This window comes from Natronorubrum halobium, from assembly GCF_051351675.1.
Classification (GTDB): domain Archaea; phylum Halobacteriota; class Halobacteria; order Halobacteriales; family Natrialbaceae; genus Natronorubrum.
The window spans coordinates 306,840-323,317 of sequence record NZ_CP195596.1; the positions used below are offsets into that span (position 1 = coordinate 306,840).

Consider the following 16,478-nt stretch of genomic DNA (forward strand, 5'->3'; position numbering starts at 1 on the left):
AATTATACTCAACTCCGAGAAAACCACTGTAGATTGTCGCCACAGAAATACTAAATACAGTCCAAACAGGATGATTGTGGTATGACTCCAAATATCACACTAGTACAGGTAGATGACGTTTCTACTGATTCTCAAGTATGTCACTACGACGAACTAGCCGAACCGGTGAAGGAACAGTTCCCTCAGTTGACCGAATTAGAATCGATTCCGGTCGATCGGGCAATTGCAGATAGATTCGACGATTACGAGCTGATAAAGTATACCAACTACTACAAGGTGATCGTCAACTAATTGGTGAAACTATGACAAACAGTACTTCCTAATACGATCCGTGTTTGAGGCAATTTTTAGAGTACCCAGTTTCGATGTGTGAGTAATCACTATGATGCACCAAACAACAGTGTAGAAGACATAATTACATCACGAGGTCCGTTCATATCGGAGTACAGAATCTGTTTCGCACTGGCGCACTCGGTTGTCGTCTTCAAGTAAATCAAGGTGGCCAACTACCTCGGACATACCGGAGAACATTTCGGTTGCTGGAAGATCGGGGAACAGTTCACGCATAATTGTATACGCTGTCGTGGGTTCGTTGTCGGCAACATAATCTGCAATTCGTTCTTTTCGGTCTAAATGATGCGAGATTGTTTGCCGAGCACGGTCTTGCAGAACTGGAATCGGACGGCCGTGCCCTCCGTATCCGGTCATGTCCTCGAATGCGAGCAGTTTTCTTAACGACTCGAGGTAAGTCGGCAAGCTCCGTGTTCGCTCATTGGACGAGTTCGGAGCCAGTGTTAGCATCGGATTTGGGGTGATCTCTGGGAGGATATGGTCCCCAGTGAACATGAGGTTTTCAGACTTGAGCCAATAACACATCGAGCCGGGTGCATGGCCCGGTGTAGAAAGACACTCTAGCTCGACAGCACTGCCGATAGTTTCACCGTCGCTTACCCCGTGTGTAATAGTCACTGGGTCTTGATACATAACGTACGCTTCGGGCAGCTCGAGTACTGTATCGACGGTTTCCTCCGGTACCCCTAACGACAATAGGAACGGGCGGAAATACGCTTGCTCGCTTCGAAAGTAGTCGATGGGATTAGCCATCCATTCGACGGCATTTTCGTGAGCAAGAACATGCGCACCCGATTGATTGACAATCCGCTGAGTGCCGCCAAAGTGATCCATATGCGGGTGCGTAATGATTACACGATTGATGTCCTCGATACGATAGTCGTGTCGAACAAGCGCATCCACCAGTTGGTCATACGCTTCGTCCGTCGCTGGCCCGGGGTCAACGACAGTGAGTTCCTCTCCCCCGAAGAAGTAACAGTTTACGTCACCAATGGTAAACGGCGTCGAAATTGGCACGCGTACTGGAGTTTCCATGGTATTACTATGTGTGTACACTCACATAATTGTTCGCTGAAAGGGACACAATAGCTGGCGAGTAGCCGACACCGCAAGTAATACTGAATCGATACACAGCCTAGTCGTGCGGTCGCCCAAATTAGCCAAAGCGATGAGCACGGTACTCTTGATGATGAATTCCATTCAACTGATAAATATCGGTATCATCGGAAAAGACGGCGAGGAATTAGTCTGATTAGCATGCTACAGATATCACAGTATGCTGAGTAATGCAGTCGAAACTATTACGATTTGTTTGGGCAAACCGCGTCAGTAGAAACGTTTTTACTTCCGGTACGAGTGTGATTAACACGCCAATGAAGGACGCTGTTATTGTCGATGCAGTGCGGACTCCGTTCGGAAAGAACGGTGGATCGTTCCGAGATACACATCCACAGGATCTCGCAGCAGAACCGTTGAAAGCACTCGCAGAGCGTAACGCCTTCGACGGCGCGACAACTGTCGAGGACGTGATTTACGGCTGTGTGACGCCGACCGATGAACAGGGACTAAACATCGGTCGACTCGCTCCGATGATCGCTGGCTGGGGGGATCACGTTCCTGGTGTCCAATTGAATCGGATGTGTGGATCAGGGCAGCAAGCGGTCAACTTCGCTGCCAGCATGATCATGTCCGGACAACACAATGTTCTTGTCGGTGGTGGCGTCGAACACATGACCCGTGTTCCGATGGGGAGTGATGCGTCCAGCGACCAAAATACCTACGCCTCGGACTCTGTCGTTACCGACTCCTATTTCGAACAGTTCGACGAACTCACGTCACAGGGTGAAGGCGCCGAGCGCATCGCGGAGGAGTACGGATTTACGCGCAGCGAATTGGATGAACTCGCCGCTGACTCACAACAGCGATGGGGCGATGCTTGGGACGCCGGACACTACGACGAGCAGGTTGTCCCAGTCGAAACCGAACTCGAGGGCGAGACCGTTACCCTCGAACAGGACGAACACCCGCGGCCTGACACCGATGCGGAAGGGTTAGCGAACCTCCCACTTGCCTTCCGTGAGGAAGGTGAAGGTGTTTTGCATGCAGGTAATTCGTCGGGAATCGTTGACGGTGCTTCAGCGGTCCTTCTCGCTAATGAAGAGACTGCGGCCGAGCGTGGCTGGGAACCGATGGCTCGGATCGTCGCAACGGAAGTCGTCGGTGTCGATCCGATCACGATGCTCAAGGGCCCTATCCCGGCGACCGAACAGGTCCTCGAACAAGTAGAGATGGAAATCGAGGATATCGACCTCTTCGAAGTCAACGAAGCGTTTGCATCCGTCGTCGCCGCATGGCTCAAGGAGACCGGCGCATCCTGGGAGGATACCAATGTTAACGGCGGGGCAATCGCTCACGGACACCCGCTCGGTGCAACTGGCTCGATGTTACTGACGAAACTCGCTCACGATCTCGAGCGCACGGGACAAGACTACGGGCTCGTCACGATGTGCATCGGATTCGGGCAGGGAATCGCAACAATAATCGAACGCGTATAGCACTAAAAGGCATGAGTGCTACTCTTCGGTGCCGGTTGGCTTCGAACGGAGGTGAAACCGGAGCAGAATAACCCCCTGCTGGCTTTGCTACCCATCTCCCATTGAGGACGTTTTATCAACACAGGTCACATCTCCAGTGGTGTTTCGTTTTCGATCTCGTACCGGATTACCTCGGGTTCGCCAGCGAGCAGCTCAGGAAGGGTGTCTTGGAACGCTTGTAGGTGAGCGGACATCGTATGTGATTTAAGTGCAGTTTCGTCTTCGTACTGTTCGAAAATTCGAATGATCGTTGGATCCTGCAGGTCGGTCATTGCTTGATACGTGAGGACGCCGTCTTCTGCATGTGATTTCTCTACCAGTTGGGAGATTTCTTCGAGCGCTGTCTCACGGCGGTCCGGGTCAATCGGAAAGCTCGCGTGAATTACAATCATTGCAAGTAAACCATATCTGGCTTCTCCCAAAAGTACTTTTGCTCTATGATGGTCCCGGAGTGGCAGGGTCTCCGAAGCAATCTTTATCAGGCCTGCTAGAAAATTCAGGGTATGTCGCTGCCATTTGATGGTGTTCGCGTGTTAGAACTGAACCAATCGGGTGTCGCAGGAAATGCGTCCCAGTTGCTCGGTGACATGGGTGCTGAAGTCGTGAAAATCGAGCCACCGGACGGGGACAACATTCGCGATTATCCTGCGCAATTTTCGCTTCCAGATGGGAACAGTCACGTCTTCGCGAACGTGAACCGCAACAAAAAAAGCGTCCCCATCGATCTGAAAACCACTGAGGGCCGCGAACTCTTCTTGGAACTAGTTGCTGGGGCAGATGTCGTTATCGAAGGTTTCCGTCCAGGGGTCGTCGATCGCCTCGGCGTTGGATACGAAACGGCACGGGAACATAACGAATCGATTGTCTACTGCTCGCTCACGGGGTACGGACAGGACGGTCCATACGAGCAGTGGGTTGGACACGATATCAATTACATCGCCGTCTCTGGACTCTTGGGTATGACTGGAGAGAAAGACGGCAAGCCCGCGTTGCCAGGAATTCCCGTCGCCGATTTCGCCGGATCAATGATGGCAGCGTTCCAAATTAGTGCTGAACTTCGCGGCGCAGAACGAACGGGAGAAGGAGAGTACATCGACGTCTCGATGACAGACGTCGTCGCCTTCCTCTTTGGCTGGATCTATCTGCCCTTTACCCACCACCCCGACTCCGACGGCATGAAGCGCGGAGAGACCTTCCAAACCGGTACCTATCCCTGCTACGACGTCTACGAAACGAAAGACGGTCGGTATATCTCAGTCGGCGCATACGAACCGTACTTCTGGGAGGCTCTGTGTCTCGAGTTAGAACTCCCAGAGTATGCCGATCCCGAGTACCGGTTCGCCGAGGACGCAGTCAGAGACGCACTTGCAGAGCGATTCGCTGAGCGAACACTGACCGATTGGATGGATACACTCGATCCAACGGAGATTCCTGTTGCTCCAGTCCATACGCCGAAAGAAGTCTGGACTGATAAACAGATTCAACACCGAGCGCTCGAGCAGACCGTCGAGAAAGGCGACCACGAGTTTACACTCATCAACAGTCCAGCTAGCACGGCTTCCGAGAAAGACCGAATTCGGTCGCCTCATCCGGAACTCGGAGAACACGTTCGAGAGGTTGTTGCTGAAATTGGACTTTCACAGAGCGAAATCGACAAATTGATCGAAGCAGGCGTTCTCAATACCGCAGACACCAATCGATAGGAACGGTGCGTTCGATTTGCGGAGTAATGTGGTTCGAGTTGGAGAGCTGCCTCATCAGACTAGCCGCTGTTGTCAACGTGGACTCTTGGAATTTTCCTGTTATTATCTCATTCAATTTTTCTAATCTGTAATCAAATACAATCGGTGCAAGTGGAGCTGTCGATTACCTGCTTGAGTATGTCAAGTTCTTCTTCTTCGGTTATACGATTTGATTCCATACAAGCGTGGACAATTTTATGTGTGAGTTCAGAATCATTACCTATCGAACACCGGTCACGAGGTGTCTCCTGCGAGGATTGCTCAAGAGCCTCGACCCGTTCAGACAGCGTCACAACCCTTTCCGAGAGCTGCTGTAGCAACCGTGACTCGGGCTCGATCGTAGTCGGTAGCTGTCCACCATTATCATCACCACTATCATTATCATCATTGTCATTATTATCGAACAACGCAGTGACGAACTCGCGACGGGCATTCCACTCAAATCCATTAATCCCGTTGACACGTTTGTTTACTGCGGCACTGCTGACATCTAAGTGGTCTGCGAGTTCACGTTGTGTCGCATCGGGGTTTTCGTAGATTGCTTCGAAGGTTTCGCGCTGACTGTCTGTGAGGTCGGCGAGTTCGATTGTTGGGTCCGCTGGCTCTGGCTCACTCTTATTCTCGATTGCTGACCCAGAATCTGTGCTGTCGGAGAGCGAAGGTTCCAGATTGTCGTCTTGCTCCTCAGTTTCATGCGTCGTTTCTTCGACTGGATCACCATATTCCTCGAGAACGTCTTCGACCAAGTTTTTCGATGCGCTACTAACCGCCGTTGCTAACTCTGCCGGAGAGGCTGTCGGTTCCGCTTTCGCCGCGTCGAGAATTTTCTTATGAATTATTGCTCGCGGCATCGGCTGTTCAACATTACTAGAGGTGTGTGCTGAGTTGCTCATTGTTCACCCGTTACGATGTTGGCACTGAATACCACACCGTATAAACGAATTGTTATCGTGCATTGTTATCAATGTTTGGGTTGAGCGAGTGAGAAACACAATCGATAAGACCGAAATAGGATCGGTGAACTACTCCGCCCTACCGCGCTCGGGCCTACCCGGCCTTGCTTGTCGAGGACGGAGCTTCCTGTTTCTACGTCGGAACTTGTAGGAACAGATCCCACAGCGTCCACGAGACGCTTGCGTCTCGTGCGGCCCATCAGAACGCGAAGCGTTCTGAGGACGGTTCCAGACTCCGTAGGTGACTTCCCTTTACGGGTGGTTCGGAGTGTCCCACTCCTACCGAATCGACACTCGGCCACAACCGACGATGCACGCTTATTGTCGCGTTTGAACAACGCCGGAAGCGTGGTGAGCATCTTACTACCGTCTTCGATCCTGGGGTAGTAAGAGTGTCGAATCACACGAAAACAAAGCGTGCGGACGCTGTATCTCCTCCCTGTTCGCGCCGTCGGCGCTCGCTGAGGAAGGGGGCTTAGTGCCCTCAATTACAGCTAAATTCGATAGCAGCCAAATTCTCAGAGCGGTATCTACGGTAGTCTCATCGCTCGAAACGAACAAAGAGGAGTGTGCGTGCCTTGTTCTATGCCCTATTCAGGGTCGATTATACCACAGGATATCTGTACACAGTGTGGTTCTGTTCCGACGATACCAAAATACGGAATCTCGATTGTTAACAGCGGTTCGAAACTGGTATAGACCGCAAACAATGGTGTAGTAAGCCGTCGGTCTCAGTGTCGATTGCAGACAAGTAAAATCGGAGTGCAGGAGTAGATACAAATATTTACGAACGTACTTTTGTAATAGATTTCTAGTACGTGTAAGCCCACAGATGCCGGTAGCGGGTGTAGAGAGCACACGACTCGAATTTACACCGGTTCAGGAGGTTCCCACCTAAACTGTTGAGAGCTATTCCGACATTACCAAAACTGAAACTGGACCAACGGCGAGGACGAAGGTAGCCAATCTATTACAGTATCGCTGAAAGTTGATGAATATCCAACCGCATGGCAGTCGTACAATGATATGTGGTTTATTTCGCGCAACGAGTGGCGCATTGTTTCATCTGATATTATAGTACTCTAATCTACACCACTCGGCTAACCAAACACGACACACAGGGATAGACGATCTGTAACTACTCAGTTCGGTTCACTGTGTAATCCTGCTGATCAGGATAGCACAACCATTCGATTTGAATAATTGAGACAGTATGGTCGGGCCTATGGCTCGCTAAGAATTGTCACACCACACTGCCCGTATGCACCAAAGACGTGCGCAAGACCTGTTTTGATGTCCTCGACCTGTCGTGGACCAGCCTCGTCCCGAATCTGGAGAACGAGTTCGTGGACCTGACCGAGGTGGGATGCCCCGATTGGTTCCCCCTTTGATATCAACCCACCGCTGACGTTCACTGGCAAGTCACCATCTCGTTTAGTGACTCCTTCGTCGATCAATCGACCGCCTTCGCCCTGCTCACAGAAGCCAAGCTCTTCGTATGCTTCAATCTCGCTAAACGCGTCGGTATCCTGGACTTCGGCGATATCGACGTCATTGGGTGTGATATCGGCAGCCTTGTAGGCCTTTTCTGCAGTCGTTCGGTGAACTGTGAGGTTGTCGGTCGGCGTTGTACAGTAGGATGCAGCCTGTTCGACCGGGAAATCTGACGTCTGGTGGACACTCGAGTCGATTTTCACTGGGTCGTCGATGCTGAACGACTCGAGGACGTCACGGCTACAAACGACGGCGGCCGCTGCCCCCTCGTTCGGCGCACAGAGTTCGAGCAGGCGGAGCGGATCACAGACCAACTGCGAGTCCATGATCTCCTCGAGACTGAATTCCTCTGTGTAATGTGCGTTAGGATTGTCAACGCTGTTCGCGTGGTTTTTCACTGCTACCTTTGCAATCTGTTCCTCGGTCGTCCCGTAGTCGTGCATATGCCGTTGTGCGTTCAGAGCCCAGTACTGTGGATTCTGTGAGAGGCCGAGGTGAGCCATCCAGTCCGGGTAGGTTTCTCGCGGATCAATAAAACCGCGCGGCATCTTTTCGACCCCGAACGCGAGAACGATGTCAAATTGGCCGCTACTAACGAGATGTTGCCCGAGTTCGAGCCCGAGGACACCAGCCGCACATGCGGCGTCTAAATCGGAAATCGGAATCCCAGTTCGGCCGAGTCGCTCGAACACTTGCAATCCCGCCGACGTCGGCAACGATGTGTTCGAACAAAAGCCAATCTCGATATCCTGAACCGACATATTGGCATCGTTTAGTGCCACGAGAACGGCTTCCTCCCCCATCTCTTGGAACGTCTTATCGTCGAATCGACCAAATTCATGGATACCGATGCCGCCGATAAACGCCTCTCGCGCCAGTCCAGCATCCGGTTCACTCATCTGATTCACCTCCCGTTGGTTCGAACGCGTACGTGAGATACGTAGTTTCGTCTTCTTCCCAACCAACGCTTACGGAGAGTTCGACGGAATCACCAATCTCGACAGCGGCCGGATCTGCCTCGATCGCACTCAACAGGCGGACTCCTTCTGGAAGATCGATGTAGCCGACCGGTCTCGGCGACCACTCTTCACGATCGGTGGTCCCAACTTTGAATGGGTCCGTTGGCGGGTGACGCTGAACGGTATAGCTTGCAACCTCACCAGTTCGGCTAAACGTCACTGGTTCGACGGCCTCGCTAGCACAGTTCTCACAGCGATTGCGAGTGCCAAACAGTGCTACCCCACAATCGTGACATTCAACGCCACACAAACGGACTGCGTCTATCCCGTCGTCCATTCCGGTCATGAAACCCTGCGCAAATGGTTCTATCTCTGCCATACTCGTATTGGTGAGTGTAGGACCATATATCTATGGGGAACTGCACCACACGCTGCCATAGCGGCTACTATCTCACGTATGGACCACTATTGAACGACGATCAAGTCAACAAGCAGACAGGCGGTATCGCTATGCCAATCTCTCTCGAACCATCGGGATAACGGTCTCCCCCATGAGCTCGACCGAGTTGAGCACGGTCTCGTGTGGGAGTTCCGGCATATGCATCCCGAGGATCAGACAGTCAACGGCCATGTTCTCGTGAAGCCAAACAATTTTGTCCGCAACCGTCTCTGGTGACCCGACCAGAAACGGGCTGAAGCCAGGCTCGGTCAGCCCGAAGTCACGGCTACTGCCAGTTGCCCCACGGTAGCCTTCGTTTTCGTACCACTCGACGGCCTCCTCGAGCACAGGCTGGTACGTCTCGATTGCTTCTGCGTCGGTTTCTGCAACAAACCCGTTCATGGCCATCGGCTGGATGGTGTGCATCCCTGTTCCTGACGTATAGGTATCACGGTTGAGACGTTTTGCGAGTGTCCCTTCGTCCGTATTCGCTTGTACGTACGCGTACCATGCATCGCCTGTTTCGCGTGCTCGTTTTACTGCATGGTCGGTGTTCCCACCGATCCAGATGGGTGGCCGTGGCTCTTGAACGGGCTTTGGATTGATCGTACAATCGGTTACGGAGAAGAATTCGCCATCGAAGGTTACGGAGTCTTCAGTCCACAACCGCTTGATGAGTTCGACGCTCTCGTGTAGTCGTTTCCCCCGCTGTGCTTTCGGAATCCCAAACGCATCGAACTCGGCATCACGATACCCCGCAATCGGTGCGAGTGCTGCCTTTCCGTTAGTAATCACGTCTAGCGTTGCCATGTGCTCTGCAATTTCGACCGGATGATGAAGTGGCAGCAGTTGGCACGCAAGTGCATGCATGTCCCCGCTTTCGGCCGCCAGCCGTGACAAGGCGGGGATCGCCTGAAACCGTTGATTGTCCGCAACGACGTAGTGGTGGCCAGCGTTTATTAGATCAAAACCCCCATCTTGAGCCGTGCGTACCTGCTCAAGAACGGTTTGAAAGTTATCAACTGGTGAATGCTGTTTCGAGTGGTTACCGATAACAGCGAGTCCAAACTTCATGTGGTATGCGATGTGCTGACACGTACATAAAGACTAGCAAAAATGAAATTATTATGAATAATTCGAGTCACTTTCAGCGGGAACCGACGCTGGCCGGTACTGCGGGCGTAAACGGTACTCCAGGCGGGGGCACACGAGAAATTGAAGTTGTAAATCGTTGCAGTTGTTGCTATCGGCCATACAGCAGCGGGCAGTCGGCACTCACGTCTGTGTTCGCCCACCGTCTACGATAATCGACTCACCAGTCACGTAACTAGCGAGGTCACTCGCAAGATACACCGCTGTATTCCCGACATCTTTTGGCTCGCCACGCTCTCCAAGTGGAATCGACTCTAAGAGCCGTTCGCCGGCTTCAGTTCCAAAGACGGAGCTGTCTTCGTTCATCATCGCCGTGTCGATGGACCCCGGATGAATAGCGTTGACCCGAATCCCATTCCGTCCGAGACGGTCTGCGAGTGCATACGTAAACAGCCGTACCGCTCCCTTCGAGGTACAGTAGGATGTATAATCCCCCGCCCCCCGATAACCAGCGACGCTTGAGAGGTTGATGATCGAACCACCCGCAGCGTCGACCATCTTTCGGGCTGCAGTTTGCGCACCGAAGAATACACCCTTAACATTGACGTCCATCAATTGGTCAAACTCCGCTTCAGTGACTTCGAGGAAGGACTCGTCCCGAAACGTCCCAGCGTTGTTAACCATAATGCTGATGCCGCCGAACTCGTCAGCAGCGTCGACGGCACGCTCGAGGTCACTGACGTCAGTAACGTCACACTCAACGTACCGGGCGGACGCGTCTGTTTCGTTTTCGATCTGTTTATGGGTCGATATCCCTCCCTCCCTCGGTTCGGGTTGGAGGTCGGCAATAACGACATCTGCACCATGACTTGCAAACTGCAGCGCGATCGATCGACCGATTCCACTTGAACCACCAGTAACGACGGCAGTATCTCCTGATAACAACCTAGACATACGTGGTCTACTACCACAGATAGGAACTACCGGCATAAAATTACCGTAGCCGTTCTTCTCGCTCCTTTCGAGAAACAATTGTAGTAATACCCAATCAGTTCCGAACTGGCCCCGAAGATTTACCATGGTCTACATACATTGAGTAGATATGGAAGTAACCGTCTGTCCCGCGAGTGACTTACCGCCGGGTGAGCGAAAGATCATCAACGTTAACGAAACGGAGATCGTCGTTACTAACGTAGATGGCGAGTACTATGCGGTTTCGAACTTCTGTCCACATATGGGCGGTCCCGTCGGACACGGTCCAATTGAGAGTGATGATGAGGAGACAACCATCGCCTGTCCATTTCATGGTTGGCGGTTTGATCTCGATTCAGGCAAACCGGCTTTCCCCACCGACAAGAAACAACTGAAAACGTATCAGACAACGCTCGATCTCTATGATGTCGACGTAGACGATGGCGTCTTGAAGATAGAGGTGTAGTGGGGGTATAATGAGTTGTTTGAGTCCATACGTGTGTTGGCAAATTCTCCCTCAGACACACCACCCAGATAACTGGTACACTGGTTAATTCTATCACAATAATTTCCCAGCGTACATACTGTTCAAACTGTTATTTAGTAGCACACCATGTCGTTCGCTACGCCCGTTCACGCCGGTCACTTACGGATCACACAACACCCGTTTGTTACGCTACGACTCTCTCTTTGCTTCGAATCGAGTTCTCGCCGATTGAGCAGTGCCTACTGGAAACGCTAGCTGACCGGCGTTCTAGCCGAGCAAAAAGTTATTTGCCATGGAGAATAACCATAGAGTGATGTCCAGGATTCTCTCGGACGAACATCGTGCGGTTCGGAATGCCGTGCGAGACTTCGCCGAATCAGAGATAGCACCCGTGGCTCGAGAGTACGACGAGCCCGGAAAGGTACAGTTCCCATGGGAGATCTTTGAGAAGTCCGCTGATCTCGATTTCCTCACGCCACACTATCCTGAAGAGTACGGTGGCTCGGGAATGGACTTTCTCTCGATGATTATTGTCCACGAAGAGTTCAATCGCGCGGACCCTGGAATCGGAACTGCCGTGCTCTCAGCCAAATTTGGTACCGAAATGATTCTCGAGTACGGCGATGAGTGGCAAAAAGAGGAGTTCGTCAAGCCTGTTGTAGCAGGTGACGTTACTTGTGGCTCCTCGATTAGTGAACCTGACGCTGGCAGCGATGTCGCCGGCCTCCGGACGACGGCCGAAAAAGACGGAGACGAGTACGTCCTCAATGGATCGAAAACGTGGGCCAGCACCAGTCCGGTTGCGGAGTTCATGGTCGTCATGGCTAAGACAAGTCCCGGCGAGGGTCATCAGGGAATTAGCGCCTTTATCGTCCCAACAGACACCGACGGATTCACGATCGAAAACGATATTCCGAAAATGGGACTTCGGGCGAGTCCAACTGCAGAAATCACTATCAGTGACGCACGAGTTCCGGCAGAAAATCTGATCGGCGACGAAGACAAGGGATTCTATCAGCTGATGAACTTTTTCAACGAGAACCGGATCATGGTCGCTGCAAACGCCTTGGGTGCTGCGGCTGGTGCGTACCGGCATGCATATCAGTATGCCCAAGAGCGGGAAGCCTTCGGACAGGAAATCGGAGAGTTTCAGGGGCTGCAGTGGAAACTCGCTGATATGGCCACGAAAGTCGAGACAGCGCGCTCAGTCACCTATCGAGCAGCAGCACAGGCTATTGCTGGTGAGGACCCACGACAACTGGCATCCATTGCGAAGTACTACGCGAGCGAGATCTGTGAAGACGTCTGTTCTGAGGCGATTCAAGTCCACGGTGGCTATGGCTATACACGAGATTTCCCCGTCGAGAAATTCTATCGAGACTCTCGCGTACAAAAGATTGTCGAGGGAACGAGCGAGATCCAACAGAATATTATCTATGAGAGCATCGATGAGAGTCAGTTATAGCTAAACGTTCGATCGAGTCTGGTTTCGACCAGGCTATGGTGAATCGTTGGATGTAACTGACTTGATCCGTTGCAACTAGGGAAACAACGGATGCTTCAGGTCCAAAATTTCCGGCTTCAGTGAAAAGTGGTAACGCTAGCTAAAAGTGCTGTTAGTGGCCGAGCTGAATCCGCCGTCCCACAGGGTAGCAGCAGATTCGCCGACTATGCGGTTGTTTTGCTGCATCGTCTCCGGATTTATTTGGAGAAATCCCATCGTGAAGTACTCAATCTCTTGAGCGAGATGCTACAGATACTCGAGGAGCGTCCTCAACGCGGCCGATATCTTTAATTATTCGCGGTATTGAAAATGTGTGATAGAATCAAGATAGTGGTCTGGCGAGTGCTGTTGCGCCTGCCGGCGTAACTGCACGACCTATCTGGTTGTGCTGCGATGGACGCGATATTTTACAACATCAAGCGTGTTATGAGGTAGGCAAACACAACGGCCAATGTTAACACGGTCGCCTATCAGTGAATCGTCGACTACGCAGAGATGGCTAATCTGGTTTCTCAGAAGGAAGGGTAACGGAAACTGGATATCAAGTCCCTTGTCTCGAAAATGGTTCTAGTGCTAAAGGGTTTCTCTTCACGAGATTCTGGCCTACTGGGAACTTTTTTTATAAGTGTCTGGGAAAGCGTGAGTACGGTTATCACAAATGCAAGGTCGCAGACTAGCAACAATAGACGAGATTATCGCCATTGTGAGCCCAGATAGCGATGAATCACTTGCCAGCCTCGAGAGTTGGACTCAAGATCAGAACATCGATCTCTTTACCGTTGATGTTGGCAATACGATTGACGACGTCTACAATGAGAATCGAGCTACACTCGGTGTCACGCTCGGCGGTGACGGTACCTTTCTGGAGGGGATCAAGTCATTTGCCCCACGGGATATCCCCCAACTCGGGGTTAACACGGGATCGCTCGCCTTTCTGGCCCGCGTCGAACCGGCGGACCTCAGGGCTGCGCTCGATGAGACACTTCGCGGCCGGGCGTCAGTCGACAGCCGCCAGCAGGTGCACGTTGAGGCTCCGGGCGTAGATGCGACTGGGATCAACGACGTCATGATACAGCATGTCCCACCGGAGAACCCAATCGATCGCAAGATTACGCAACTCGACGTTTTCGCCGACGGCGAGTACGTCGGTGAGTTCGAGGGAACGGGTGTCGCGGTCTCGACACCAACTGGGTCGACCGGTGTCTCTCTGTCCGCCAACGGGCCAATCCATTACCCGGTCAACAACCATACGCTTCAACTTGTCCCGCTACATACCCATCAAATCGGCGTCCGACCGGTCATCTTCTCCCCCGAAACTGAGCTCCGAATCACCACTAAGGGGCAAGCGAGTCTGCTCATTGACGGTGGCAGAGCGAACACAATCCTCAGCGACGATGACGAGATTATCGTCACGGGTGCTGACCAGCTTGCCCATGTCGTCCGGACCAGCTACGATGATCACTTCTTCACTGCGATTTCGAAGAAACTGGGTTGGGATGTCCGTGACGACGCTGAGACAGCCGCGACTACGGTAAGTGAGACAGAGAGCGCCACGAACACGTTCACTGGTTTAGAATCCACAGATGACGACGGCGACACCATCGATCGAGCTCTCACTATCGCGAAAGAAGCTGCCGAGGCCGCCGGCGAGCCACTCCGGGATCTTCATGGACAGACCGAATCGGTCGATGTCAAAAGCGACAAGTCCGATATCGTCACCGAGGCCGATCACCAGGCTGATCGGATCATTACGACTGTCATTGGGAACGAGTTCCCCAACCATGCTATCTTCTCTGAGGAGAGCGCGCGCCAGACCAACGCGAAGTCAGATTACACTTGGGTAATCGATCCTCTTGACGGGACGGGTAACTTTGCGCACGGTAATCCCAACTACTCGATCTCGATCGCGCTCGTCGAGAAAGACGAACCGGTAATGGGCGTCGTCTACGTTCCCGAAACCGATGAACTGTTCAGTGCCGTTGCTGGTGGTGATGCAACGAAAGACGAAGTCCAGATTGAGACAACCGATCGGAATCGTCTCGACGAGAGCATGCTCATCTCGGGCTACGATCCCGACGGCTCGTTCCTCTCGAACTTCTATCAAGAGTCCCGCGGCGTCCGTCGGCTCGGCTCAGCCGCGCTCAACCTGTGTTATCTCGCCAGCGGTAGCGCCGACGCTACTTGGGAATACGATACCTATCCCTGGGATGTCGCCGCCGGTCTCGTGATCGCCGAGGCTGCTGGCGCGGAGATTACCGATGAAACCGGACAACCATTCGAATTCAGTCTCAAGACTGGTGATCGGAAGGCACTGCTCGGCTCGAATGGTACGCTCCATTCTGCGCTGCTTGAGCACCTTGAGAGCGGACTCTCCGTCCCACAACAGCGTCCCGCTTCGACACACTCAGAGTCGGAGTAAGTAGCGTTGGCGGTCGGGTTTCTATCCAGACGATCCCTGCCCGGGGGTGCCCCATCACGCGCGCGATCCGGAAATAAGACGATTTCACAGCAGCCATATTATTTTGGCGGACTAGCTCGGTTCTATCTAGCGATTCACTAGGTTACTTTCGACAGTAACTATCCTACAAACTTCACACTCATCTCGGTTTTTTCTCTCCGATGACAGAGTCGTTGCGACTCAACACCACAACATTTAGGAGCAGTGGTGTGTAATCTGATACCATGGCTGTAGAATCCGAAGAGATTTCTGGACACGAAAAGGCCCAAGGGATGATCGAGCGGATGGAAGATTACACAGTCGTCGACTGTGATATCCATGAGATGATTTTCGATATCTCTCGGTTGGCGAAATACATGGATGAACCATACAAGAGCAAGGTCGAACATCTCGCTCGGACCGAGGAACCGCTCACACAAGGAATCGGCGGCTCATATGAGATGGATGTTAATCCCTCTCCAAGTGGCGACGGAAATCCGTACGGGCTCGAGGAGAACGCTTTCCCAACGAAGCCGTCCAGACTGGATACCTTTATGGACCTGTTCAATACGGATTACCTCGTGCTTCACGGCCACATGATCTTGCTCGTAAGTAGTATTCGGGACCCGGGCCTCGCGAGCGCCCTTTATTCAGCATCGAACGATATGCTCCTTAACGAGTGGTTAGACGAGTACGATGGCGTCAAAGCGACACTCCGGGTTGGAACCCAAGACCCACAACGAGCGGTCGAAGAGATAGAGCGTGTTGGTGACGAAAAAGACTTCATCGGGGTTCATATTCCGGGTGGCAGCAAAACGCTACTCGGGGATCCTGCTCTGGAGCCAATCTATCAAGCCGCTCAGGATAAGGGTCTCGGGATTGACGTCCATCCATCCCGAAGCAATTCCCCGTGGTCGAGTGCGTACGCCGCACCGAGTATCCAGAGTACAGCCGAAAATCTGTCGACGACCAATCAGCAGATGATCGCCCAACTGACGAGCATGGTGTTTAACGGGATTCCAGCGAAGTTCCCCGACCTGCAGTTTATTTTCATGGAACATGGGATCACGTGGCTTCCGTGGATCATGGGTCGGATGGATAAGACCTACGAGCGGCGGAAACATGCCATGGAGTGGCTCGACACGAAACCAAGTCAGGCGATCCGCGACAGTTTCTACTTCGGTACTCAACCCATCGAAGATGTTCCTGGTCCGGGAGTTCTCAAGCAGATGTTCGATATGATGAACGCTGAAGAGCTACTCGTCTATACGACTGATTTCCCTCACTTCGATTTTGACTATCCTTCGATGCTTACGATTCCAAACATGGATGAAAGTGCTGAACGGCGTATTTTCGGCGAAAACGCGATGGAAGTCTTCGATCTGTAGCGGATCGCTGCCTTTCGCCGGTCATACGATTGACGTCTGGGTTCGCAATGACGCCGCCACATGACA

14 protein-coding genes and 1 pseudogene are annotated in these 16,478 nt (G+C 52.4%); 8 read left to right on the forward strand and 7 right to left on the reverse strand.

Annotation, left to right across the window (positions count from 1 at the left end):
* Positions 1-81: 81 nt before the first annotated feature.
* Positions 82-291 (forward strand): hypothetical protein, encoded by a 210-nt coding sequence (locus tag ACSFC7_RS25420; protein ID WP_436348709.1) that lies wholly within the window; start codon positions 82-84, stop codon positions 289-291.
* 129 nt (positions 292-420) lie between these two features.
* Here the strand turns inward: ACSFC7_RS25420 and ACSFC7_RS25425 are convergent, their stop codons facing one another.
* Entirely contained in the window at positions 421-1,386 is a 966-nt protein-coding gene (locus ACSFC7_RS25425; protein WP_436348710.1) for an MBL fold metallo-hydrolase, read from the reverse strand.
* A gap of 338 nt (positions 1,387-1,724) precedes the next feature.
* Between ACSFC7_RS25425 and ACSFC7_RS25430 the strand changes: the two genes are divergently transcribed.
* The gene (locus ACSFC7_RS25430; RefSeq protein WP_436348724.1) at positions 1,725-2,906 is read left to right on the forward strand and encodes a thiolase family protein; all 1,182 of its coding nucleotides are present in this window, start codon (positions 1,725-1,727) and stop codon (positions 2,904-2,906) included.
* Positions 2,907-3,031: 125 nt separating this feature from the next.
* Here ACSFC7_RS25430 and ACSFC7_RS25435 read toward each other — a convergent pair whose 3' ends face one another.
* Positions 3,032-3,337, reverse strand: coding sequence for a putative quinol monooxygenase (locus ACSFC7_RS25435; protein ID WP_436348711.1), 306 nt, complete (start codon positions 3,335-3,337; stop codon positions 3,032-3,034).
* Positions 3,338-3,448: 111 nt separating this feature from the next.
* Between ACSFC7_RS25435 and ACSFC7_RS25440 the strand changes: the two genes are divergently transcribed.
* Entirely contained in the window at positions 3,449-4,648 is a 1,200-nt protein-coding gene (locus tag ACSFC7_RS25440) for a CaiB/BaiF CoA transferase family protein (RefSeq protein ID WP_436348712.1), read from the forward strand.
* Positions 4,649-4,779: 131 nt separating this feature from the next.
* Here ACSFC7_RS25440 and ACSFC7_RS25445 read toward each other — a convergent pair whose 3' ends face one another.
* The 5 genes from ACSFC7_RS25445 to ACSFC7_RS25465 form a co-directional block, all read right to left on the reverse strand.
* Positions 4,780-5,580, reverse strand: a complete 801-nt coding sequence (locus tag ACSFC7_RS25445) for a winged helix-turn-helix transcriptional regulator (protein ID WP_436348713.1) — start codon at positions 5,578-5,580, stop codon at positions 4,780-4,782.
* A gap of 1,283 nt (positions 5,581-6,863) precedes the next feature.
* Positions 6,864-8,033: a thiolase family protein gene (locus ACSFC7_RS25450; RefSeq protein ID WP_436348714.1), complete on the reverse strand. Its 1,170-nt coding sequence runs from the start codon at positions 8,031-8,033 to the stop codon at positions 6,864-6,866.
* Positions 8,026-8,472: a Zn-ribbon domain-containing OB-fold protein gene (locus tag ACSFC7_RS25455; protein ID WP_436348715.1), complete on the reverse strand. Its 447-nt coding sequence runs from the start codon at positions 8,470-8,472 to the stop codon at positions 8,026-8,028. The genes ACSFC7_RS25450 and ACSFC7_RS25455 overlap by 8 nt, the downstream gene beginning before the upstream one ends.
* A 129-nt stretch (positions 8,473-8,601) precedes the next feature.
* Positions 8,602-9,606, reverse strand: a complete 1,005-nt coding sequence (locus ACSFC7_RS25460) for an LLM class flavin-dependent oxidoreductase (RefSeq protein WP_436348716.1) — start codon at positions 9,604-9,606, stop codon at positions 8,602-8,604.
* A 201-nt stretch (positions 9,607-9,807) separates the two neighbouring features.
* Positions 9,808-10,578 carry an SDR family oxidoreductase gene (locus ACSFC7_RS25465; RefSeq protein WP_436348725.1) on the reverse strand — a complete coding sequence of 257 codons (771 nt, stop codon included), beginning with the start codon at positions 10,576-10,578 and terminating at the stop codon, positions 9,808-9,810.
* 148 nt (positions 10,579-10,726) lie between these two features.
* Here ACSFC7_RS25465 and ACSFC7_RS25470 point away from each other — a divergent pair, with 148 nt between their 5' ends.
* The 5 genes and pseudogenes from ACSFC7_RS25470 (at position 10,727) to ACSFC7_RS25490 (ending at position 16,412) form a co-directional block, all read left to right on the forward strand.
* Positions 10,727-11,062 (forward strand): Rieske (2Fe-2S) protein, encoded by a 336-nt coding sequence (locus ACSFC7_RS25470; protein WP_436348053.1) that lies wholly within the window; start codon positions 10,727-10,729, stop codon positions 11,060-11,062.
* Between the two features lie 334 nt (positions 11,063-11,396).
* Positions 11,397-12,548 (forward strand): acyl-CoA dehydrogenase family protein, encoded by a 1,152-nt coding sequence (locus tag ACSFC7_RS25475; protein WP_436348055.1) that lies wholly within the window; start codon positions 11,397-11,399, stop codon positions 12,546-12,548.
* A gap of 126 nt (positions 12,549-12,674) precedes the next feature.
* Positions 12,675-12,950 (forward strand): annotated as a pseudogene (locus ACSFC7_RS25480) (IS5/IS1182 family transposase); the annotation flags it as partial.
* 295 nt (positions 12,951-13,245) lie between these two features.
* Positions 13,246-15,006: an inositol monophosphatase family protein gene (locus tag ACSFC7_RS25485; protein WP_436348057.1), complete on the forward strand. Its 1,761-nt coding sequence runs from the start codon at positions 13,246-13,248 to the stop codon at positions 15,004-15,006.
* 263 nt (positions 15,007-15,269) lie between these two features.
* On the forward strand, positions 15,270-16,412 hold the full coding sequence (locus ACSFC7_RS25490; RefSeq protein ID WP_436348058.1) for an amidohydrolase family protein: 1,143 nt from the start codon (positions 15,270-15,272) through the stop codon (positions 16,410-16,412).
* Positions 16,413-16,478: the final 66 nt, after the last annotated feature.

Bases quoted from the DNA above. Each gene is read 5' to 3' on its own strand.
- ACSFC7_RS25420 (WP_436348709.1), top strand. From the start codon at position 82: ATGACTCCAAATATCACACTAGTACAGGTAGATGACGTTTCTACTGAT.
- ACSFC7_RS25425 (WP_436348710.1), bottom strand. From the start codon at position 1,386: ATGGAAACTCCAGTACGCGTGCCAATTTCGACGCCGTTTACCATTGGT.
- ACSFC7_RS25430 (WP_436348724.1), top strand. From the start codon at position 1,725: ATGAAGGACGCTGTTATTGTCGATGCAGTGCGGACTCCGTTCGGAAAG.
- ACSFC7_RS25435 (WP_436348711.1), bottom strand. From the start codon at position 3,337: ATGATTGTAATTCACGCGAGCTTTCCGATTGACCCGGACCGCCGTGAG.
- ACSFC7_RS25440 (WP_436348712.1), top strand. From the start codon at position 3,449: ATGTCGCTGCCATTTGATGGTGTTCGCGTGTTAGAACTGAACCAATCG.
- ACSFC7_RS25445 (WP_436348713.1), bottom strand. From the start codon at position 5,580: ATGAGCAACTCAGCACACACCTCTAGTAATGTTGAACAGCCGATGCCG.
- ACSFC7_RS25450 (WP_436348714.1), bottom strand. From the start codon at position 8,033: ATGAGTGAACCGGATGCTGGACTGGCGCGAGAGGCGTTTATCGGCGGC.
- ACSFC7_RS25455 (WP_436348715.1), bottom strand. From the start codon at position 8,472: ATGGCAGAGATAGAACCATTTGCGCAGGGTTTCATGACCGGAATGGAC.
- ACSFC7_RS25460 (WP_436348716.1), bottom strand. From the start codon at position 9,606: ATGAAGTTTGGACTCGCTGTTATCGGTAACCACTCGAAACAGCATTCA.
- ACSFC7_RS25465 (WP_436348725.1), bottom strand. From the start codon at position 10,578: ATGTCTAGGTTGTTATCAGGAGATACTGCCGTCGTTACTGGTGGTTCA.
- ACSFC7_RS25470 (WP_436348053.1), top strand. From the start codon at position 10,727: ATGGAAGTAACCGTCTGTCCCGCGAGTGACTTACCGCCGGGTGAGCGA.
- ACSFC7_RS25475 (WP_436348055.1), top strand. From the start codon at position 11,397: ATGTCCAGGATTCTCTCGGACGAACATCGTGCGGTTCGGAATGCCGTG.
- ACSFC7_RS25485 (WP_436348057.1), top strand. From the start codon at position 13,246: ATGCAAGGTCGCAGACTAGCAACAATAGACGAGATTATCGCCATTGTG.
- ACSFC7_RS25490 (WP_436348058.1), top strand. From the start codon at position 15,270: ATGGCTGTAGAATCCGAAGAGATTTCTGGACACGAAAAGGCCCAAGGG.